General features: G+C 76.6%; 18 protein-coding genes. 11 read left to right on the plus strand and 7 right to left on the minus strand.

The window, feature by feature from the left end:
* Window positions 1–340: 340 nt before the first annotated feature.
* Both Q0789_RS03740 and Q0789_RS03745 read left to right on the plus strand, forming a co-directional pair.
* Window positions 341–1,285, plus strand: a complete 945-nt coding sequence (locus tag Q0789_RS03740; RefSeq protein ID WP_298802261.1) for an NADP-dependent oxidoreductase — start codon at window positions 341–343, stop codon at window positions 1,283–1,285.
* A gap of 188 nt (window positions 1,286–1,473) precedes the next feature.
* Window positions 1,474–2,073, plus strand: a complete 600-nt coding sequence (locus Q0789_RS03745) for a hypothetical protein (RefSeq protein ID WP_298802263.1) — start codon at window positions 1,474–1,476, stop codon at window positions 2,071–2,073.
* Between the two features lie 25 nt (window positions 2,074–2,098).
* Here the strand turns inward: Q0789_RS03745 and Q0789_RS03750 are convergent, their stop codons facing one another.
* Window positions 2,099–2,947: a LysR family transcriptional regulator gene (locus Q0789_RS03750; RefSeq protein WP_298802265.1), complete on the minus strand. Its 849-nt coding sequence runs from the start codon at window positions 2,945–2,947 to the stop codon at window positions 2,099–2,101.
* 94 nt (window positions 2,948–3,041) lie between these two features.
* On the opposite strand from Q0789_RS03750, the gene Q0789_RS03755 reads away from it, so the two are divergent.
* The 7 genes from Q0789_RS03755 (at window position 3,042) to Q0789_RS03785 (ending at window position 9,290) form a co-directional block, all read left to right on the plus strand.
* Complete coding sequence (locus Q0789_RS03755; protein WP_298802267.1) at window positions 3,042–3,773, plus strand: SDR family oxidoreductase; 732 nt, start codon at window positions 3,042–3,044, stop codon at window positions 3,771–3,773.
* Between the two features lie 580 nt (window positions 3,774–4,353).
* A complete protein-coding gene (locus tag Q0789_RS03760; RefSeq protein WP_298802268.1) occupies window positions 4,354–5,052 on the plus strand; it encodes a sigma-70 family RNA polymerase sigma factor in 699 nt (232 codons plus the stop codon).
* Window positions 5,053–5,193: 141 nt separating this feature from the next.
* On the plus strand, window positions 5,194–6,204 hold the full coding sequence (locus Q0789_RS03765) for a ParB/RepB/Spo0J family partition protein (RefSeq protein WP_298802270.1): 1,011 nt from the start codon (window positions 5,194–5,196) through the stop codon (window positions 6,202–6,204).
* Window positions 6,205–6,565: 361 nt separating this feature from the next.
* Window positions 6,566–7,198 (plus strand): hypothetical protein, encoded by a 633-nt coding sequence (locus tag Q0789_RS03770; RefSeq protein ID WP_298802272.1) that lies wholly within the window; start codon window positions 6,566–6,568, stop codon window positions 7,196–7,198.
* A 39-nt stretch (window positions 7,199–7,237) separates the two neighbouring features.
* Window positions 7,238–7,456 (plus strand): hypothetical protein, encoded by a 219-nt coding sequence (locus Q0789_RS03775; protein WP_298802274.1) that lies wholly within the window; start codon window positions 7,238–7,240, stop codon window positions 7,454–7,456.
* 131 nt (window positions 7,457–7,587) lie between these two features.
* Window positions 7,588–7,830 carry a hypothetical protein gene (locus Q0789_RS03780; protein WP_298802276.1) on the plus strand — a complete coding sequence of 81 codons (243 nt, stop codon included), beginning with the start codon at window positions 7,588–7,590 and terminating at the stop codon, window positions 7,828–7,830.
* A gap of 626 nt (window positions 7,831–8,456) precedes the next feature.
* Window positions 8,457–9,290, plus strand: a complete 834-nt coding sequence (locus tag Q0789_RS03785; RefSeq protein ID WP_298802278.1) for a DNA-formamidopyrimidine glycosylase family protein — start codon at window positions 8,457–8,459, stop codon at window positions 9,288–9,290.
* Window positions 9,291–9,403: 113 nt separating this feature from the next.
* Here the strand turns inward: Q0789_RS03785 and Q0789_RS03790 are convergent, their stop codons facing one another.
* Window positions 9,404–11,392: an AfsR/SARP family transcriptional regulator gene (locus tag Q0789_RS03790; protein WP_298802280.1), complete on the minus strand. Its 1,989-nt coding sequence runs from the start codon at window positions 11,390–11,392 to the stop codon at window positions 9,404–9,406.
* 33 nt (window positions 11,393–11,425) lie between these two features.
* Here Q0789_RS03790 and Q0789_RS03795 point away from each other — a divergent pair, with 33 nt between their 5' ends.
* Entirely contained in the window at window positions 11,426–12,355 is a 930-nt protein-coding gene (locus Q0789_RS03795; RefSeq protein WP_298802282.1) for an alpha/beta hydrolase, read from the plus strand.
* 69 nt (window positions 12,356–12,424) lie between these two features.
* Here Q0789_RS03795 and Q0789_RS03800 read toward each other — a convergent pair whose 3' ends face one another.
* Entirely contained in the window at window positions 12,425–13,345 is a 921-nt protein-coding gene (locus tag Q0789_RS03800; protein ID WP_298802284.1) for an NAD(P)-dependent oxidoreductase, read from the minus strand.
* 110 nt (window positions 13,346–13,455) lie between these two features.
* On the opposite strand from Q0789_RS03800, the gene Q0789_RS03805 reads away from it, so the two are divergent.
* A complete protein-coding gene (locus tag Q0789_RS03805; protein WP_298802286.1) occupies window positions 13,456–15,351 on the plus strand; it encodes a glycoside hydrolase family 2 protein in 1,896 nt (631 codons plus the stop codon).
* 76 nt (window positions 15,352–15,427) lie between these two features.
* On the opposite strand, the gene Q0789_RS03810 is transcribed toward Q0789_RS03805, so the two are convergent.
* From Q0789_RS03810 to Q0789_RS03825, 4 genes are all read right to left on the minus strand, one after another.
* Window positions 15,428–16,630 carry an ABC transporter permease gene (locus Q0789_RS03810; RefSeq protein ID WP_366917634.1) on the minus strand — a complete coding sequence of 401 codons (1,203 nt, stop codon included), beginning with the start codon at window positions 16,628–16,630 and terminating at the stop codon, window positions 15,428–15,430.
* A gap of 131 nt (window positions 16,631–16,761) precedes the next feature.
* Window positions 16,762–17,436, minus strand: a complete 675-nt coding sequence (locus Q0789_RS03815; protein ID WP_298802291.1) for an ABC transporter ATP-binding protein — start codon at window positions 17,434–17,436, stop codon at window positions 16,762–16,764.
* Entirely contained in the window at window positions 17,433–18,977 is a 1,545-nt protein-coding gene (locus Q0789_RS03820; protein ID WP_298802292.1) for a hypothetical protein, read from the minus strand. Before Q0789_RS03820 ends, Q0789_RS03815 begins: the two co-directional genes overlap by 4 nt.
* The gene (locus tag Q0789_RS03825) at window positions 18,974–20,005 is read right to left on the minus strand and encodes a hypothetical protein (protein ID WP_298802293.1); all 1,032 of its coding nucleotides are present in this window, start codon (window positions 20,003–20,005) and stop codon (window positions 18,974–18,976) included. The genes Q0789_RS03820 and Q0789_RS03825 overlap by 4 nt, the downstream gene beginning before the upstream one ends.
* Window positions 20,006–20,073 lie beyond the last annotated feature (68 nt).

A 20,073-nucleotide genomic window follows, 5' to 3' on the forward strand; every position in this document is an offset into this window, starting at 1 on the left:
CCGCGCGCTGCTCGGGCGGGAGGGCTTCGTGCTCGCGGCCCCCATCTCCCCTCCAGGCACTTCGTCGTCGATGTGCTGTGCGGGTCGGCCTTCCTGAGCCACGTCGTCGTCGAAGTGCTCCCGGGGAGGGGCTCCGGGCGGCGACGTGACGACGACGTGCGGAGGAGGGGCGCCTCGGTCGGCCATGTGTCGACGACGTGCCTTGAGAGGGCTGGGGCGGGCCACGTCGGGGTCGTGAGGGTGGGCCGACCTGGCCCAGGTACGCCGTCGCGCGGAGCGCCACGGTGGGCGCACGCCGACACGGTCGGCACCCCACCACGACGCGAGAGCAGGCGATGAGATGAAGGCGATGCGCTTCCACGAGACGGGCGGCCCCGAGGTCCTGCGGGCCGAGGAGGTCGAGACGCCCGAGCCCGGCCCGGGCGAGGTCCGCGTGCGGGTGGCGGCCTCGGCGTACAACGCCGCGGACGGCGGCATGCGCGGCGGCTTCCTCCCCATCCCCGTCGAGCTGCCGCACGTGCCGGGCTACGACGTCTCCGGCACGGTCGACGCCGTCGGCCCGTCCGACGGCGGCGGCGACAGCGGCTGGCAGGTGGGCGACGCCGTCGTCGGGTTCCTGCCCATGGAGCGCGACGGCGGGGCCGCCGAGTTCGTCCTCGCCCCCGTCGACGCGCTCGTCGCCGCCCCGACGACCCTCCCGCTCGCCGACGCCGCGGCCCTGCCGTCGGTGGCGCTGACGGCGTGGCAGGCGCTCTTCGACGACGGCGAGCTGACGGCCGGGCAGCGGGTGCTCGTCAACGGCGCGGGCGGCGTCGTCGGCACCTACGCCGTGGCGCTGGCGAAGCGCGCCGGGGTGCACGTCGTCGCGACCGTCAGCCCGCGCAGCCGGGACGCCGTGCTCGCCGCCGGGGCCGACGAGGTGGTCGACCGCACGACGACCGACCTGCTCGACGCGGTGGCCGAGCCCGTCGACGTCCTGCTCAACCTCGCCCCGGTCGAGCCCGAGCGCTTCGCCGCGCTCGTGGCGCTCGTCCGCGACGGCGGGAAGGTCGTCAGCACGACCGCCTTCATGGCCACCCCGAGCGACGATGCGCGCGGCGTCACGGCCGCGACCGTCTTCGTCCTGCCCGACCGCGACCGCCTGGCCGAGCTCGTGCGGATGGTCGACGCCGGCGAGCTGCGCGTCCAGGTCGACCGGCGCATCCCCCTCGACGAGCTGCCCGCGCTCCACGCCGAGGGCGCCCAGGGGCGCGTCGCGGGCAAGGTCGTGGTGGTGGTCGGCTGAGCCCCCGGTCGGGTGCCGGGCGCCCGTGACGCCCGGCGGGGAGCGCTCTCGTCGCTACGGTCGTCGTGAGGGGGTGGTCCGGTGGGTGCGAGCACGACGCGTGCCGGCGACGACCTGCCGGCTCCGGGCGACGACCCGCTCGAGGGCCTCGTCACGCACCGCGGCCGACGGGGCTCGTGGGCCGCGCGGTGACGGCGACCGCCCGGGTCACCGGCGGTGCGGTCCTCCTCGTCGTCCTCGTCCTCGTCGGGGCGTGCACCGGAGGCCCGTCCACCCCCGACGAGCGGGGCAGCGCCTCGGAGCGCCGCCAGGCCCAGAGGGCCGCCGTCGCCGAGCTGCTGGCCGACGGCACGCTCGTCCTCGACCTCGACGACCCGCCGTCCCGGACCGACCTCGCCCTCCCCGACGGGCGCACGTCGATCCCGCTCGAGCGGGAGGGCGGCGGGCTGGAGGTCCTCGTCGCCGCCGGCGGGCAGGACCTGCTGCGGACGCCCGCCGACACCGTGGTCGTCACCGCCGCCGACGGCACCGCCCCGCCGGGTTCCGTCGTCGTCGTGCGCCGAGGGCTCACGGAGGGCCAGCTGCGCGCCGTCGTGGACGGCGCGGTCGCCGACCTCGGCGTCGACCCGTCGCAGGCCGACCTCGCGCTGCGCGACGTCAGCGGGGACCTCGAGCTCGACACCACGCGCGTCCTCGCGACCGACGTGCCGTCGGCGTCCCTCGAGGTCGAGGTCGGGCGCACGGCGCTCGAGGGCGAGGGCTTCGTCGCCTACCACCTCGACTGGTAGGCCGCCGCCCGCGGACGGGGAGGTCTCAGAGCCGCGTCGCCGTCCCCACGAGCCGGGCGACGGCGAGGGACCGGCTGTGCGGCGGCCAGGCGATGACGGTCGTCACCTCGGGCGCGTCGACGACGGGCACGGCGGTGACGCCCCCGCGCAGGTGCGAGCGGGCGACCTCGGGCACGACGACCGCCGTCCGCCCGAGGGAGACCAGCTGGACGAGCTGGGCGTGGTCGTGGACCTCCGACCCCGGGCCCTCGGGGTAGGTGCCGTCCACGCGCGGGTAGCGCGGCGGGGGCAGGCCGGGCAGGTCCTCGAGGTCGGCGAGGCGCAGGCTCGTGCGGGTGCTCAGCGGGTGGCCGGCGGGCAGCAGCGCCACCTGCCCCTCGGTGCGCAGCGCCTCGACGTCGAAGCCCTCGACGTCGTCGATGGGCGGGTGCAGCAGCGCGACGTCGACCCGGCCGGTCCGCAGCAGCCGCGCCTGCTGGCCCGGCCCGCACAGCACGACCTCGACGGGGACGGCGCCGGGCTCTGCGGCGTGGGCGTCGAGCAGCTTCGCCAGGAGCTCGTCGGACGCGCCGGCCTTCGTCGCGATCGCGATGCCCGGCGTCCCGGTCGGAGCAGGGGCCGCGCGCCGCGTGCGGTGCTCGGCCGCCTCCAGGGCGTCGAGGGCCGCCCGGCCCTCGCGCAGCAGCACCGCCCCGGCCTCCGTGAGCGCCACCGAGCGGCTGCTGCGCTCGAGCAGCGGCGTCCCTAGCCGGCGCTCGAGCTGGGCGACCGCCCGCGACAGCGGCGGCTGCGCCATGCCCAGGCGCTCGGCGGCGCGCGAGAAGTGCAGCTCCTCGGCGACGGCGACGAAGTACCGCAGCTCCCGTGACTCCACGACCGGCACGCTACGCGCGCCCATACCCGTGCGGTATCGCTGCGGCCCGTGCGGTCTTGGACGGCCGTCCCGCCCCGCGCGCACGCTCGTGGGCATGAGCGAGACGACGACGGCCCTGGTCACCGGGGCGAACAAGGGCATCGGCTACGAGATCGCGGCCGGCCTCGGCGCCCTCGGGCTCCGCGTGGGCGTCGGGGCGCGGCACGACGCGCGGCGCGAGGACGCCGTCGCGCGGCTGCGCGCGAGCGGGGTGGACGCCTTCGGCGTGCCGCTCGACGTCACGGACGACGCGAGCGTCCGGGCGGCGGCGGAGCTCCTCGAGCGGCAGGAGGGTCGGCTCGACGTCCTGGTCAACAACGCCGGCATCACCGGGTCCCTGCCGCAGCAGCCCTCGGCCGTCGACCTCGACGTCGTCCGGACGGTGGTGGAGACGAACGTCTACGGCGTCATCCGCGTCACGAACGCGGTGCTGCCGCTGCTGCGCCGGGCGGCGTCGCCGCGCGTCGTCCACGTCTCCAGCGGCGTCGGGTCGCTGACCCGGCAGGCGGCCCCCGCGGACGCGGCGGCCCAGGGGCCGGTCGCGGTGGCGTACGCGCCGTCGAAGACCTTCCTCAACGCCGTGATGCTCCAGTACGTCCACGAGCTCGAGGGCACGGGGATCCTCATGAACGCCGCGTGCCCGGGCTTCGTGGCCACGGACCTCAACGGCTTCCGCGGGACGGGGACGCCGCAGGAGGGCGCGCGGACACCGGTCCGGCTCGCCACGCTCCCGGACGGCGGCCCGACCGGCGGCTTCTTCGAGGACGCGGGCGTCGTGCCCTGGTGAACGTCGCCGCGGTCACGGCCCGGGGCAGCCGAGTGGTCCGTCGAGCGCCACGGTGAACGAGGTGGCGGGGTCGGCCCGGCGGGGGGAGGCCGAGCAGGTCGTCGTGCGGGTGGACGAGGCGGTCGGTGCCGGTCCAGCCGCCGGCCTCGACGGGCGGCACCGGGCTCCCGCAGGACGTCGGCAGACGGCCTGTCATGCGGATGGGCAGCGACCGCCCGGGCTCGAGGACCACGCCGTCGCGGACGGCGCGCGCGTCGTCGACGGGAACGGCGACGCGCACGTCCTCGAGGACTCGCACGGGCTCGTCGGCGGCGAGCGACGGGACGACGTCGAGGCGCACCGGGAGCAGGCCCTCGTTCGTCACGGAGACGACGAGGTCGAGCCACCGGCCGTCCGACGGAGCGACGTGGTGCTCGGTGCCGTAGCGGTCGGTGAAGTCGGTGACGGCGCCGTTGACGAGGGCCGCGTCGTCGAGTCACCCGGTTCCTCGATCGTCCGGTTCGCGTCCGTGCCCGGTGCTGCTGCGCCAGGATGCCGGGATGGACAGGCTTGTCGGGCCTGTCAGCGACCGGGGGACTAGATGGACGAAGAGGTCTACCAGCGGACCTTCGTGGCGATGCAGGCCCAGGTCCTGCGGTACGCGTCCCGACGCTGCTCACGAGCGACGGCGGAGGAGGTCGTGGCGGAGACGTTCGCAGCGTTGTGGCGCGGACGGGACCGTGCTCCCGACGAGCCGGACGGGCTGCGGGCGTGGGTCTTCGGCATCGCGAGGCGACAGCTGGCCCAGGCCCAGCGCAAGGACCGTCGGGTGCTCGACCTGGGACGGAGCATCCGCGAGGCGCTGCAGTCCGGGATCCCTGTGGTGGGGCCGGATCCCGCCACCCAGGTCGTCGAGGCGGACTCGGCTCGCCGGGTCCACGACCAGCTCACGCCCCGCGAGCAGGAGGTTCTCCAGCTGGTGTGCTGGGCGGGTCTGTCCGTCGAGGAGGTGGCGACGGCGCTCGGCGCCTCACCCTCCACGGTCCGCACGAGGTTGTGGCGAGCGCGCCAGCGGCTGTCCGCCCTCGTGATGGACGACGAGCTGCTGGCTGAGGACGTGGGGGCGGCGCCCGGGGGCGGGGCGACGACTGGGGCGCCGCCGTCGGCCGAAGACCTCGCGCGTCGCCTCGGCTACGTGCCGGACCGGGACCAGGACGAGCGCGCGGGTCGAGGAGGCCTTCCGGACCGGAGCGCGTCGAGCGGGTCGGTCGTTCCTGCCGCGACCGGCGCCGACGTGTGACCTAGATCACACGGCTCGGCCGGGACGGCCGAGGTCACCGAGACATGAGATCAACGCCACGTCCGCCGGAACGGGGGGTAGCTCATGGACCGACTTCGAGGTGTCATCGGTGCTGACGGCGGCCGGTCGTCGTTGACCGGCGTGGTCGCAGAGACGGCACTCATGGCCGTCGTCGACCTGGGCGAAGCCCTCTCCCCGAGACGGGGACCCCTCGACGACGCCCACGTGGCGGAGCTCGTCCAGGTGCTGGCGGCGCTGCCTCCCGTCCTCGTGCATCGGGGCAGTCTCCGCGTCGTCGACGGCCAGCACCGACTGGCAGCCGCGAGGCGCAGCGGCGCGACGCACGTCCGCGTCGAGTACTTCGACGGCGACGCGGAGGACGCCTTCGTCGAGGCGGTGCGGCGCAATGCCCGCCACGGGTTGCCTCTGACGCTCGAAGACCGTCGCGCGGCTGCCCGCAGGATCTTGACGTCCCATCCGGACTGGTCCGACGGCGTGGTCGCGGACCACGCCTGCCTATCGACGTCGACGGTCGCTGCTCTTCGCCGGACGGGTGACCATGAGGAGACCCCCATGCGCACCGGCCGGGACGGGCGCAGCCGTCCCGTCGACGGGATCGCGCGACGTCGTGCGGTGGAGCGGTACCTCGCCGACCACCCGGGGTGCTCCCTCAGGCAGGCGGCCGCTGCCGGCGGCGTGTCCGCCTCGACCGTCAAGCTCGTCCGTGATGCGCTGGGTCAGCAGTGGACACGCGGCACCCGCGCCGTCGCGCTCGTCGCCGAGGTCACCGGTCCCCCGGTCTCCGAGGTGGTCCCCTGCCCGTCGCGGGCACCGGATCGAGGAGCTCCCAGTCGAGAACGGCGCGGAGGGCCAGGAGTCCCGTCGTCCGAGCTGGTCAGGCGGGTCTCCGCTGATCCCTCCTTCCGTGGCAGTGAGGGCGGTCGGACCCTGCTGCGGGTCATCAGCCTCTCAGTCGCGCTGGTCGGCGATCCACGGTGCGTGCCCGTGCACCGCCGTGAGGACGTGGCCGTCCTCGCGCGCCGGTGCGCCGAGAGGTGGACGGCCCTCGCCGTCTCGTTGGAGGACGAGCGCTCGTCGCAGGAGGTGTTCGACCTCGCGAGACGGCCGGTCGAACGACGCCGCGGTGTGTGATCCGCAGGGCGCCCCTCCTGGTCCGGTCCGTCGTGGGCGCGATGCTGCGCGGACCCTCGCCGTCGTGCGGCACGAGGGCCGGCGCCGAGCTCGGCTCGGCGGCCGCGTGACCGGCCACTGAGCCGGGGAGGTCGGGCGGCCCCCGGGTGACCGTCCGGGAGGGCGGTCGCCTGCTCCGGACGTCCTCGTCCGTCGACGTGCCACGCGCGCGAGATCCCGTCAGAGGAGGTCGTCCGCCAGCGAGCGACGAGAGATCTGCACCGATGTTCGACCGCACATCCGGTCGCGTCTTGTCGGACATGCCGGTGGTCATTACTTTTCCATAACCGCCAAAGGGGGCGGACATTCTCAGGGGGTCATCATGAAGTCGACGCAGCTGCAGAACAGGCGTCCATCGCACGCACGGGCCAGCGTGACGGCCCTCGCCGTCGCCGCGGCGCTCACGGCCTACGGCGCGGTCGTGCCCACGCAGGCTGAGGCCGCGGACGGGGCGCCGGCCGCCGCGGCACCCGTAGGACCTGCGGCGGTCGCGGAGGTCGACGCGGCGCGTGTGGCCGCCGCTGTCGCGGAGATCAAGCAGTCCGGTGAGGCGTACGAGACCGTCGTCTCGGACGGTCAGCGCTACGTCACGCTGGAGTTCGGCCACGGTTCGCGCCTGTACCTCCCCGACACGACGACGACACGTACGGCGGCCGCCTCGGGGCCCGGCATGAAGACGCCCCAGTACCTCGGTGGAGGCGGGGGCGTGACGAAGCCGTACGTCTCCTTCAACCGCGTGGACCAGGCCGCCCTCATCGCCGGGGGCGGTGCGGCGTTGGCCGGCGCGATCTGCCTCATCCCGGCCGTCGGTCAGGTCGCCTGCGTCGTAGCGGGGGTCATCGTCGCGATCGCCACCACGTACCTGGCGGCCTACGGGCGGTGCTCGACCTCACGACCCAACCTGCGGATCCACGTGTACACGTGGCAGCGCAGCTCCAACGGCTGCTACCGCTGATCCTCGACCGCCACCACTTCCGTGACTAGGGTCCGAGAGATGAAGAGACCAGGCGAGCCCGAGAGCCGGACGCTGATCCAGCGGCTGGCTCCCGCGGCGGTCGTGGCCCTGGTCCTCTGGGGCGTCGTGTCGGTCGTGGCCGGCGGCTCCGTGCTCGCATGGGTAGCCGTCGGAGCCTGCGTCCTGGCCGCTCTGGTCGTGGTCTACCTGGTCGCCCGGGCGGCGTCCCGGTCCACCGCCCGCGAGGCCGGGCGGTGATCGCGTCACCGGGTTCGAGCGGGCACCCGCCCGCTCGAACCCGCTCCTCGGATGTGCCAACGCGTTGTGAGGGAGTAGTCATGGCGGATCACACGAGGACGCCCGGGAGAAGCGCCCGGACGTGCCTCCTGATGGGGGCGGCGGTGGGCGTCGTGTCGCAGATCCCCGTCGGCCACGACATCTACGGTTGGATCGAGGTCCTCGCCGTCATCGGCGTCTCCCTGGCCGCCGTCTACCTGCTCAGCCGGCTCTTGCGCGCGGCGGTCCCTCGCGCCGTCTCCGCCGGCGGGGGGAGCGACAGCCAGGACGTGAGCGACGGGGGCGTCGAGCTGGCCCGTCCCGGGCGCTCCAGGGCGGGAGAGCCCCGCGCCTGACCTGGTGCCCCGACGAGGGCACGGGCGACCTCGCACCACGACGACGCACGCAGCGTCGAGGTGCGAGGTCGTTCCGCGTCCAGTGCCACAGGTCATCTCCACCCTCGGGCTGGGCGGGCGAGGTCGCGGTGCACCCCCGCCCATCCACCGGATCGGCCGAGGGCGCCCTCCGCGGGGCACCGCCGACGGGGCGGTGCTCCTCAGCGACCGGTGGTCGCCCGCGCCAGGCGGCGCGCGGGTCCGCCAGCACGGCGCGCCACGACTGCTGCGGCTCGTCTTCGAGCAGCCGGCGGGCCTCCTCGACGGAGTGGCGTCCGTGGGCTTCTCCCCTCGAGCGGTGCCCGCTTACGACGAGGACCACGGCCCTGGCAGCTGGGACCCCGACCTGCCACGGGGGCACGCCGTCGCCGTCCGGCGCCTGGTCGCCGTGGTCGTCGGCCTCGTGCTGCTGCTGGTGCTAGTGCTGCCGGTCGGCGAGCGGGTGCGGGCGGCCGCCTCCTGGGGTGCCCCGCCGCCGCGGTCGTGGCCGCCGCGGGGATGGTCTGGGCCGTCGTCACCGACAGGCGGCTGCGGCGGGGGCGGTGGACCGCCGCGCCGGCGCCCGGCCGTCGACCTAGCCTGAGCCGGTGCCCGAGCTGCCCGAGGTCGAGCTGGCCCGCTCCACCATCGCGGAGGCGGCCCTCGACCGCGTGGTCGCGGACGTCGACGACGCCGACGACTGGGTCTGCCGGCCCCACGTGCCGGGCGAGGTCCGCGACGCCCTCGTCGGGCGGCGCCTGACGGCGGCGCACCGGCGGGGCAAGACGATGTGGTGCGACACGTCCGGTGACGACGGCCGCGGCGAGGACGGCCCGCGTCTGGGCCTCCACCTCGGCATGAGCGGGCGGATCATCGTCCGGACCGGCGACGGCGGCACCGTCCACGGCGGCGACCCCGTGCGCGGCGTCGACGGCACCGACGAGGCCGTGGCCAAGCCCGAGTGGTACCGCTTCACGCTCGTCTTCGAGGACGGCGGCTCGATGCGGCTCTTCGACAAGCGGCGGCTCGGCCGGGTGCGACTGGACCCGTCGCTCGACGACCTCGGGCCCGACGCCGGCGAGATCGGCGTCGGGGAGTTCCGCGAGCGCGTCGGGCGGGGGACGGCGCCGCTCAAGGCGCGCCTGCTCGACCAGTCCGCGCTCGCCGGCGTGGGCAACCTCCTCGCCGACGAGACGCTGTGGCAGGCGCGGCAGGACCCGCACCGGCCGGCCGGCGACCTGTCGGACGACGAGTTCACGGCCCTCCACCGGGCGCTGCGCGCCGCCACCCGCGCGGCCATCCGCCACGGTGGCGTCCACACCGGCGAGGTCATCGGCGCCCGGAAGAAGGGGCAGCACTGCCCGCGGTGCGGCGCCGACATGGCGACGGGCCAGGTCGGCGGACGCACGACGTGGTGGTGCACCGCCGAGCAGCAGGGCTGACGCGGGCCGGGGCCGGTGCGGACCTCGCGGGGCGCCACGCCGCGCGTCGGCCCGCGAAGTCCGCGCTCGTCGTGGAGGGCCGGCGTGTCGGCCCTCGAGGTCCGCGCCCGGCGTCACCGCGCGGCGTCGAGCCGCCGCAGGAGGTCGTCGACCGGGCCGACGGCGAGCATCCCGCTGCCCGCCCCGGCCACCTCGCCGGCGGCCGGAGCCAGGGCCTCACGGGCCCGGGCGGCCGTGCGGGCGTCGCCGAGGACGAGCGCCGCCTCCCCGGCCAGCGCCCACTGCGCCTCGAGCAGGTGGCCCGGCAGCGGGTCGGGCGTGCGGGCGAGCGCTCGCGCCGCCTCCCGCCGCCGCTCGGCCGCGAGCAGCGCCCACGGCCGCAGCCACGGGCCGTAGGGGCCGGGGTCGAGGTCGGCCCAGCCGTCCGGGTCGAGGCCGGGGTCGCCGCCGCGCACCCGCGCGGCGAGGACGGCCATCGGCAGGAGGCCGGCGACGACGCCCGGCATGGCGTCCCCCGGTGTCGTGGAGGATGCCTCGCGCGCGAGCGCCTCGACGACGTCGGCCGGCTCGCCGACGAGGGACGCGCGGACCGCGCGGTACCAGCGGGTGAAGACGCCGACGAGGGGCGCCTCGGAGCGCTCGCCGAGGTCGTCGGCGGCCGCCGCGGCGGCGTCGGCGCCCGCCACGTCCCCCAGCGCGCACCGCGCCTGCAGGAGGACGAGGTGGCCGAGCACCTCGTGGGCGACGAGGTCGTGCCGCGCGGAGACACGGACCAGCTCGGCCCCGACCTCCGCGCGGCGGCGCGCGAGACCGGCCCGGTCGAAGGCGTGCAGGTGGGCGCCGGTGAGGGCGTGCACGAGCAGGCCCGGGTCGCCGAGGTCCCGCGCCAGGGCCTCGGCCTCGCGGCCCGCCGACGCGCCGCGGGCCGCGACGGCGCCGCCGGCGCCGCGCGTCTCGACCGCGACCGTCGCCAGCAGCCGGCCCCGCAGCGCCGGCGGCGCGCCCGGGCCGAGGTCGGCCAGCGCCCGTTCGGCGAGGACGACGAGGCGCTGGGCCTGGCCCGGGTCGTCGGGGCGCGTCCACAGGGCCGGGACGTCGTGCTCGCCCACGAGCCGCGCGAGGAGCAAGGCGTCCCCGGTGGCCTCGGCGGCGTCCACCAGGGCGGAGCGCTCCCGGCGCGCCGCGACCAGCCCCGGCCCGCCCGTCGTCGCCAGCACGCGCAGCAGCTCACCCGTCGCGCGCAGGCGCGCCCGGGACGCCGGGCCGACGGCGAGCCCGTACGCCGCCGCCGTCCGGTCCCACGCCGCGGCGGCGCCGTCCGCCGGCGTCGGGCCGCCGGCCTCGTGGTGCAGGACGTCGCGCTCGAGGCGCGCGAGGGCGGGGGAGGGGTCCAGGCCGAGGTCGTCCGCGAGCACGGCCCGGGCCCGCCGCAGGGCGGCGAGCGCGTCGCCCTGCCGGCCGTCGCGGTAGAGCGCCAGCGCGAGCAGGCGCCAGCCCTCCTCGCGGTGCGGGTGCGCGCGGACGTGGGCCTCGAGGTCGGGCACCGCCGCCCCGGGGGCGCCGGCGTCCACGCGGGCCGCGGCCAGCCGCTCGACGGCGCCCCGGCGGACCTCCTCGAGCCGCGTCGCCTCGCCCGCCGCCCAGGGCCGCCCGGCGACGTCGGCGAGCGCCGGGCCGCGCCACGTCGCCAGCGCCGCGGCCAGCCGCTCCTGCGCCACGGCCGCCGGCAGGCCGCGCGCCGCGGCGACGTCCTCCTCGAAGGCGGTGGCGTCCAGCGCGCGACCGGGCAGGTGCAGGGCGTACCCCGCTCCCTGCGTGCGCAGGACGCGGGCCGGGGCACGGGGCGGTCGGTGCGGCTCGAGAGCGCGGCGCAGGGCCGCGACGAAGGTGCGCACGGCCGCCGTGCGCCCGCGCTCGTCGTCGGGACCCGCTGCCTCCCAGAGGTCCTCGACCAGAACGGCGACGGGGACGACGGCGCCGCGCGCGACGGCCAGGCGCACGAGCAGCTCGCGGTGGCGCGGCCCGGGCAGCGTCAGCTCGCGGCCGCTCGCCTCCCAGGTGGTGGTGGGACCGAGGACGCCGAGGCGCAGCGGCGCGCTCATCCGTCGCTCATCCGCCCGCCGGAGGCTCGAGGCATGACGGACACGACGACCGACCCGCTCGCGCGCAGCACGGCCCCGGCTCCCACGGTCCCCAGCATCCCCGGCTTCGACGCCGTCGACGTCCCCGTCGCGGATGGCGTCACCCTCCACGCCGCGGTCGGCGGCTCGGGCAGGCCCGTGGTGCTGCTGCACGGCTTCCCGCAGACCCACCTCATGTGGCGGCACGTGGCGGCCCGCCTCGCCGCCGACCACACCGTCGTCTGCCCGGACCTGCGCGGCTACGGGGCCAGCAGCAAGCCCGCGGCGACGAGCCCCGACACCTACAGCAAGCGCACGATGGCGGCCGACGTCGTCGCCCTCGCCCGCGCGCTGGGGCACGAGCGCTTCGCGCTCGTCGGCCACGACCGGGGGCTGCTCGTGGCGCTGCGGGCCGGCCTGGACCACCCGGACGCCGTCACCCACCTCGGGTTGCTCGACGCCGTCCCCACGCTCGACACGTGGGCCGTGCTGCAGGGCCGCTCGGCGGCCGCGGCCTTCCACCTGTACCTCATGGCCCAGCCGCCCGGGCTGCCCGAGGCCCTCATCGGCGCGAGCCCCGACGTCTTCTTCGGCCACTTCCTCGACGCCTGGACCACCGACCCCGGGGCGATGCCGGACGACGTCCGCGCCGCGTACCTGCGCGCCAGCGCGGCGGCGGTGCCGTCCATCGTCGCGGACTTCCGCGCCACCGCCGGCGTCGACGTCGAGCACGAGCAGGCCGACCGGGACGCCGGGCGGCGCCTCGCCATGCCGGTCAGCGTGGTGCAGCAGGACTGGGGCGCGGCGCTCGGCTACGACGCCGCGGCGGTCTGGCGCCCCTGGGCCGACGACCTCGAGCTCCGCCTCACGGGCGCCGGGCACTTCCTGGCGGAGACGGCGCCCGACGAGGTCGTCGCCGACGTCCGGGCGCTCCTCGAGCGGTGACGCACGACCGGCGGCACGACGACGCGGCGGAGCGCGTCCTCGTGCCGCCGGTCGACCCGAGGGGGCGGGTCAGCCCTGTGCGCGCGGGTCCGCGAGCACGTCGCGCCACGAGTGCTGCGGCTCGTAGCCGAGCAGCCGGCGAGCCTTGTCGATCGAGTAGAAGGTCTCGTCGCGGCCCATCTCCTTGCGGACCTCGACGCCGTCGTAGAAGCGCTCGACGACCTCCTGCGTCGTCGCGGCCACCGACATGTCGGCGTTGGCGACGTTGAACATCTCGAAGCCCAGACCGTCGGTCTCCAGCGCCTTCAGCGTCGCCTGCCCGAGGTCGCGCGTGTCGATGTAGGCGAAGATGTTCCGCCGCCGCAGCGACGGATCCTCGAGGAACGCGGGGAACTTCTCCTCGTACTCGTGCGGCTCGATGACGTTGTTGATGCGGAACCCGTAGACGTCAGCCCCGGTGCGGGCGTGGAACGAGCGGGAGACGACCTCGCCCGCGACCTTCGACATCGCGTAGGAGTCCTCCGGCACGACCGGGTGCTCCTCGTCGACCGGCACGTAGAGCGGCTTGCGCTCGCCCTGGGCGAAGCAGACGCCGTACGTCGTCTCCGACGAGGCGAAGACGACCTTGCGGATCCCGAGCCGGGTCGCGGCCTCGAGCACGTGGTAGTGCGCCAGGATGTTCGTCTCGAAGGTCGCGGAGTCGGGCGCGATGCCGATGGCGGGGACGGCCGCGAAGTGGACGACGGCGTCGTAGGCCGACCCGCTGCCGCCCTGGACCAGCTCGGGCGCCTCGAGGTCGGCCATCGTCGGCATGCCGGCCATCGCGGAGTACACCTGGCCGGCGTCGGTGAGGTCGACCCGCAGGTCGGTGACGTCGGGGTGGCTGAGCTTCGTCAGGTCGGCGTTGGTGACCTGGTGGCCCTGCGACGCGAGGTACGGGGCCACGTGGTGACCGGCCTTGCCGCTGCCGCCGGTGAAGAAGATGCGCATGCGGCCACCCAACATCGGCCGCGGCGGTTCCGCACGTCCCGGGGCGGCCCCGCCCGACCGCGGGACCCTTCGCGCCGCGCGGGGGAGTGGGCGTCCTAGCGTGCCGGCGCATGAGCACCCCCGGCAGCGACGCCGCGACCCCGTCGAACCGCTCGTCCTCGGCCCTGCCGAGGGCCAGCGCGCAGGACGGCACCCACCCCCGCCCGCAGATGCTGCGCGCCGCGTGGGCGAGCCTCGACGGCCCGTGGGCCTTCCGCCACGACGACGACGACGTCGGCCTCGCCGAGGGCTGGGCCGCCGGGCTGCCGGACGCCGGTGAGATCCGGGTCCCCTTCCCGCCCGAGTCGTCGGCGTCCGGCGTCGAGGCCCGGGGCTTCCACCCGGTGGTCTGGTACGCCCGCCGGCTCACGGCGGACGACCTCGCCCGCGCGGGCGCCGGTGACCCCTCGGGGAGGGTGCTGCTGCACCTCGGCGCCGTCGACCACAGCGCGCGCGTGTGGGTGGACGGCGCCCTCGTCGGCGAGCACGTCGGCGGGCACACGCCCTTCACCGTCGACGTGACGAGTGCGGTGCGCGCCGCGGGCGACGGGGAGCTCCTCGTCGTCGTCCGCGCGGAGGACGACCCGCACGACGCGGCGCAGCCGCGCGGCAAGCAGGACTGGCACGAGGAGCCCCACGGCATCTGGTACCACCGCACGACCGGCATCTGGCAGACGGTCTGGCTCGAGGCCGTCCCGGCCACGAGCGTCGAGCACCTGCGGTGGCTGCCGGCGCCCGGTGCGCTGGGGCGCTCGGCGCTCGACCTCACGGTGCGGCTGCGCGGTCGCGCCCCGGCGGGCTCCCGGGTGCGCGTGGTGCTGCGGCACGAGGACGAGGTCCTCGTCGAGACGACGCAGGCCGTGCGGGCGGGCGCCCGCGAGGTGGACCTGCGCGTGCCCGTCGCCGGGCAGCGCAACGGGCAGGCGGAGCACGAGCTGACCTGGTCCCCGGAGACGCCGCGCCTGCTCGACGCCGTCGTCACCCTCGAGGCCGTCGGTGACGACGGTGCCGCGACGACGGCCGACGCCGTCTCCAGCTACGTCGGCCTGCGCACCGCCGAGGTCGCGCACGGTGCGTTCCTCCTCAACGGGCACCCGTACGACGTGCGGAGCGTGCTCAACCAGGGCTACTGGCCCGAGTCGCACCTCGCGGCGCCGTCCCCGCAGGCGCTGCGGCGCGAGGTCGAGCTCGTCCGCGAGCTGGGTTTCACCGCCTGCCGGGTCCACCAGAAGGTCGAGGACCCGCGGTTCCTCTTCTGGGCCGACCGGCTCGGGCTGCTCGTCTGGGGGGAGGCGCCCGGGGCCTACGAGTTCTCCGCCCGCGCCGTCCGGCTCCTCGTCGCGGAGTGGGCCGAGGTCGTCGACCGCGACGCCTCGCACCCGTGCGTCGTCACCTGGGTCCCCTTCAACGAGTCCTGGGGCGTCCAGCAGGTGCGGGTCGACCCCGCCCAGCAGGCGTACGTCCGCGGCCTCGTCGACCTCACCCGGGCGCTCGACCCGAGCCGGCCCGTCGTCGGCAACGACGGGTGGGAGCAGCCGAGCACCGACATCGCGACCGTCCACGACTACGAGGGCGACGGCGCCGTCCTCGCCCCCCGGTACGCTGACGACGCCGCGCGCGAGCGCCTGCTGGCGGGGCTCGGGCCGGCGGGGCGCCCGATGCTCGTCGGGGGTGCGGTCGACGCCGGCCAGCCGGTGATGCTCACGGAGTTCGGCGGCGTCTCCTTCCAGCCGGGCGGCGAGCGGGAGGGCTCCTGGGGGTACACCGCCGCCGAGGACGCCGGCGACTGGACGGCGCGCATCGCCGCGCTCTACGACGCCGTCCGCGCCAGCTCCTTCCTCGCGGGCTCCTGCTACACGCAGCTGACGGACACCGAGCAGGAGACCAACGGCCTGCTCGACGCCCAGCGGCGGCCCAAGGCGCCGGTCGAGGACATCCGCCGGGCGGTGAGGGGCGGCGCCGGCTGACCCGGTGCCGCCGGGCCCGGGCGGGGCTGGGCGAGTCGGGCTGGGCGAGTCGGGCTGGCCGGGGCCGGGTCGTGCGTCAGACCCCGCCGCGCAGCGCGGTGATCGGCTCGACCGTGGCGGCCTTGACCGCCGGGTACGCGCCGGCGACGAGCCCGATGAGCCCGCCGAGCAGCGCGGAGCCGAAGGCGGTCGGCAGGTCGAGGACGGGGGTCCACGCCTGCACCACCGAGACGCCGACGACGACGAGCACGCCGAGCGAGGCGCCGACCACCCCGCCGAGGAGGCCGAGGACGACCGACTCGACGAGGAACTGGCCCGCGACCTGGCGACGCGTGGCGCCGACGGCTCGGCGCAGGCCGATCTCGCCGCGCCGCTCCAGCACCGACAGGAGCGTGACGTTGGCGATGCCGAGGCCGCCGACGAGCAGCGCCACCGCCCCGAGGGCGAGGAAGGTCGCGTTGAGGTCGGCCTGGACGGCCTCGCGGGCGCGCGACCGCTCGGGCGGCGCCTCGACGTCGAAGGCGTCGTCGCTCCCCGGGTCCAGCGCCACCGGGGCCTGGCGGGCGACGAGCGGGCCCGCTCCCACCTCGATGCGCACCTGCAGCTCCTCCGGCGCGGCGAGCCCGAGGTCGGCGCGCGCGGTGCCCAGGGGCACGAGCACGGCGTCGAGCAGGTCGGTGCGCCGCTGCACGCCGTCGACGACGCCGATGACCGTGTACGGCACCTCGCCGAGGAAGACGGTGGGCTGACGGTCGACCCGGCCCACCCCGAGGCGCTCGGCGGCCCGGGCCCCGAGCACGACCACCCGGTCGGCGCGGGCGTCGTGCCCGGCGTCGAAGGAGCGACCGGTGACGACGCGGCCGCGGACGGCGTCGAGCAGCCCGGGGGAGGCGGCGACGACCGGCGGCGAGACCGCGGCCGGCGCCGACGGGTCGTTGACGGGCACGGCGGTGACGGGCGCCCCGCCGAGGTCGACGGCGGCGAGCGCCCCGGCGTCCTCCACGCCGGCCAGCCGCTCGACGCGCTCCTCGGCGTCCCAGGGCAGGCGCCCCGTCGCGCGCTCCTCGCCGGACTGGGTGAGGACGCTGCCGGGGCGGACGACGACCTGCGTGGCGGCGACGGCGTCGAACTGGCGGCCCACCTGCCCGGCGGCGGTCTGCGCCAGGCCCACGGTGACGACGAGCGAGGCGATGCCGAGCACCGTGCCGAGCATCGTCAGCGCCAGGCGGCCCGGGCGGGCGCCGACGCTGGCGACGCCCTCGGCGAGCAGGTCCCGCAGGTCGAAGCCGTCGCCCCGCCGCCACGGACGGCCCCACCACCGCCGCCGGCGCGGGGGAGGGGGCGGTGGCGGGGTCTCCGCCTCGGCCAGCTCGAGCACGTCCTCGAGCGCCACCGGCGCGGCGCGCCGCCTCACAGCTCCGCCAGCAGGCCGTCGCTGATGCGGACCCGCCGCTGCGCCCGGGCGGAGACGACGGGGTCGTGCGTGATGACGACGAGCGTCAGCCCCGAGGCGTGCAGCTCGTCGAAGAGGTCCATCACCGCGGCCGAGCTCACCGAGTCGAGGTTGCCGGTGGGCTCGTCGGCCAGGAGCAGGCTCGGGCCGGTGACGACGGCGCGGGCGACGGCCACGCGCTGGCGCTCGCCGCCGGACAGGGTCGTCGGGGCGGCGTCGACGCGGTGGTCGAGGCCCACCCGCTCCAGCGCGGCGCGGGCCCGGTCGACGCGCTCCGCGCGCGGCACCCCGCTGTAGAGGGTCGCGAGGAGGACGTTGTCGAGGACGCTGCGGTGCGGCAGCAGGTGGAACTGCTGGAAGACGAAGCCGATGCGGCCCCCGCGCAGGCGGGCCCGGTGCCGCTCGGACGTCGTCGACGTCGGCACGCCGTCGAGGAGGTAGTCGCCCCCTGTGGGGCGGTCGAGCAGGCCGAGGACGTGGAGCAGCGTCGACTTGCCCGACCCCGACGGCCCGACGACCGACACGTACTCCCCGGCGCGCACCACGAGGTCCACGCCGTCGAGCGCGTGCACGGGGGGCGGGCCGGGGAAAGTCCGGGTCAGGCCGACGAGCTCGACGACGGGGGCGCTCATCGCCCCACGACGACGAGGTCGCCCTCGTCCAGGCCCGGGCCGGAGACCTCGGCGTAGCCGTCCGCGGCGAGCCCCGTCTCGACGACGACGAGCTCGGTGCCGCCGTCGTCGCCGGCGACCTCGACCCGGGACTCGCCGCCGGGCCCGGCCGTCAGCGCGGCCAGGGGCACGGCGAGGACCTCCCCGCCGGTCGAGCTGACCGGCACCGTGACCCGCACGTTCTGGCCCTGCAGCGCGGTCAGCTGCTCGTCGGTGAGCGCGCCGACGGCGAAGGTGACGGTGGAGCGCGCCGTCCGCGGCTCGCCGGAGCCCCCGCCGCCGGAGCCCTCCCCGCCGGAGCTGTCACCGCCCTCGCCCTCGGCGCCCGCCGGCGCGCCGCCGGCCTCGTCGTCGGTGACGGCCGACACCTCGACGGGGACCTCCTCGCCGTCGGGGCCCGCGAGCACCGCCGGCATCCCCGGCGCCAGCAGCGCGGCGTCGCTCGTCGACGCCGAGGCCGAGACCTCGAGCGTCGCGCCGGAGACCTGCACGACCGCCCCGTCCACGAGGCCGCCGCGGCGCACGGACACCTCGTCCACGCGGCGGGGCAGCGACGGCAGGTACACGACCTCGCCCGCCGGCAGCCCCGTCAGCGCCTCGTCCCGCGCCTGCACCAGGGCCTCCTGCGCGCCGTCGCGGGCGTCCTCGGCCGCCGCGACCGCCTGCTGCTCCGCGACGGGCTCGGGGACGGCGAGGGCCTCGCGCCGCTGCGCGCGGGCCAGCTCGAGGGCGTCCGCCGCCGTGGCGACGGCCATGGCGTCGCCGCCCTCGCGGGCGGCGGCCAGCTGGCGCTCGGCCTCGCGGACGCCGTTGTCGGCCTCCACCCGCGTCGACTCGGCGGGGCCCGACCGGGCCTCCTGCAGCGCGGCGCGGGCCGCCGCGAGGTCGGCCTCCGCCTGCTCGAGCGCCGCCTCGGCGTCCTCCACGAGGGCGTCCACCTCCTCGCCGGCAGACGGCGGGGCGTAGCCGGCGCGGTCGAAGAGCGCCCGGACCCCGGCGGCGGTGCCGCTGTCGTAGGTGTTGCCCGGCTCGCCCACGTCGATGCCGAGGGCGGTGAGGGCCTCCTCGAGCTGGACGACGTCGGGCCCCGAGGAGCCCGCCCGCAGGCTGCGGTAGACCGGCAGCTCGCCGGGCAGCACGAGCACGGGGCGGCCCGTCACCTCGAGGAGGACGGCGCCCGCCTCGAGCGTCGCGCCCACCTCGGGCACGGCACCGGTGACGACGGCGGGACCGCCCTCGCCCCGGTCACCCGTCTCCACGGCGACGGGCGCCGGGTCGTCGTAGCGGACGTCGCCCCGCAGGACGACGTCGTCGGAGATCACCCGCCGCTCGACGGGCACCGTGATGGGTCCTGCCGCCGGCGGTTCCGCCTCCGCGGCCGCCTCGGCCGGCGAGGTGACCGCGCGCCCGGCGAGCAGGCCCGCCCCCAGGGCCAGCGCGGCGGTGACGCCGACGACCGCGACGGTGCGGCCGCCCCGGCCCGCGCGGGACCGCTCGCTCACGGCTCCTGGCCCGCGGCCTCGACCATGGCGTCGAGCTCGGCGCGGTGGGCGTCGACGAACTCCTGCTCGACCCGCGACGAGACCTCCTGGTAGGTCCCGTCGTAGTCGACCTCCTCCTGGCAGCGGTGGTCGGCCAGGGCGGTGTCGATCTCGAGCTGCTGCAGCTCGTCCATCGCCGCCGGGTCGGGCTCGGGGGAGGTGTTGCTCGTCGCGGCGTAGAGCTCGTCGCTGCGGTCGCTGATGTCCTGCCACGCGTCGTCGGGCGTCGCGAAGTCGTAGCCGGCCTCCGCCATGCAGGCCGACCAGTCGCCGTCGAGGGAGGAAACGGCCGGGTCGTCCTGCACGGAGGTGTACATCCGGTCCATCTCCTCCTGCAGCGAGGAGAAGGCCGGGTCGCTGAAGGGGTCGACCGTCTCGCCCTCCACCTCGTGCTGCGCCTCGCCGCTGCAGCCCGCGGTGGTCCAGTCGTACTCGACCATCTCGGCCTCGGGGTCGGTCTCCTCCACGACGTCCATGGGCCCGTAGAGCGCCTCGTAGAAGGCGTTCTGCTCGCTCTCGGACATGCCGGCGACGTAGTCCTCGTTCGGGTCGACCCACACCTCCTCCTCGGCAGGGGTCGCCTCGGTCTCCCACGTCGTCATGCCGTAGCCGTGGGTGGCGATGTACTCCTCGGACTCGTAGTCGACGTCCTCCTCGACGGTCATGTCGCCGAAGGCCTGCGAGGTGTCCATGGGTGTGTAGTCGAAGCCCTGCTCCTGCATGCAGGCGGCGGTGAGCTCCTCGACCTCGCGCATCTGCGCGGCCATGTCCTCCTCGGACTGCTCGGGGTACATCTGCGCGAAGTACTCGCCGAGCGGGCCGACCTCCCCCTCCGCCTCGGGGTCGGTGCTGGAGCCTCCGCCGCACCCCGCGAGGAGCAGGGCCCCGCCCAGGAGGGCGGCGACGAGCGCCCGTGAGCCCGTCCCGCGAGCAGGTCCTGTCCGGCGAGCAGAGCCCGTCCCGCGAGAGGACGTCGTCGAGAGCGCCATGAGTACCCCCTGCGCCCGGGCGCAGCAGCGCCGAGGGCCCCCGTCGGCAGCTCGTCGGAGGCGACCTC

It is taken from the genome of uncultured Pseudokineococcus sp. (assembly GCF_947499845.1).
In the GTDB taxonomy this organism is placed as follows: Bacteria; Actinomycetota; Actinomycetes; order Actinomycetales; family Quadrisphaeraceae; genus Pseudokineococcus.

What these genes read in the sequence shown, in the direction of transcription:
- Q0789_RS03780 (WP_298802276.1), top strand. Translation starts at nt 7,588, where the DNA reads ATGGGGGCGGCGGTGGGCGTCGTGTCGCAGATCCCCGTCGGCCACGAC.
- Q0789_RS03740 (WP_298802261.1), top strand. Translation starts at nt 341, where the DNA reads ATGAAGGCGATGCGCTTCCACGAGACGGGCGGCCCCGAGGTCCTGCGG.
- Q0789_RS03775 (WP_298802274.1), top strand. Translation starts at nt 7,238, where the DNA reads ATGAAGAGACCAGGCGAGCCCGAGAGCCGGACGCTGATCCAGCGGCTG.
- Q0789_RS03815 (WP_298802291.1), bottom strand. Translation starts at nt 17,436, where the DNA reads ATGAGCGCCCCCGTCGTCGAGCTCGTCGGCCTGACCCGGACTTTCCCC.
- Q0789_RS03800 (WP_298802284.1), bottom strand. Translation starts at nt 13,345, where the DNA reads ATGCGCATCTTCTTCACCGGCGGCAGCGGCAAGGCCGGTCACCACGTG.
- Q0789_RS03770 (WP_298802272.1), top strand. Translation starts at nt 6,566, where the DNA reads ATGAAGTCGACGCAGCTGCAGAACAGGCGTCCATCGCACGCACGGGCC.
- Q0789_RS03755 (WP_298802267.1), top strand. Translation starts at nt 3,042, where the DNA reads ATGAGCGAGACGACGACGGCCCTGGTCACCGGGGCGAACAAGGGCATC.
- Q0789_RS03795 (WP_298802282.1), top strand. Translation starts at nt 11,426, where the DNA reads ATGACGGACACGACGACCGACCCGCTCGCGCGCAGCACGGCCCCGGCT.
- Q0789_RS03825 (WP_298802293.1), bottom strand. Translation starts at nt 20,005, where the DNA reads ATGGCGCTCTCGACGACGTCCTCTCGCGGGACGGGCTCTGCTCGCCGG.
- Q0789_RS03760 (WP_298802268.1), top strand. Translation starts at nt 4,354, where the DNA reads ATGGACGAAGAGGTCTACCAGCGGACCTTCGTGGCGATGCAGGCCCAG.
- Q0789_RS03805 (WP_298802286.1), top strand. Translation starts at nt 13,456, where the DNA reads ATGAGCACCCCCGGCAGCGACGCCGCGACCCCGTCGAACCGCTCGTCC.
- Q0789_RS03790 (WP_298802280.1), bottom strand. Translation starts at nt 11,392, where the DNA reads ATGAGCGCGCCGCTGCGCCTCGGCGTCCTCGGTCCCACCACCACCTGG.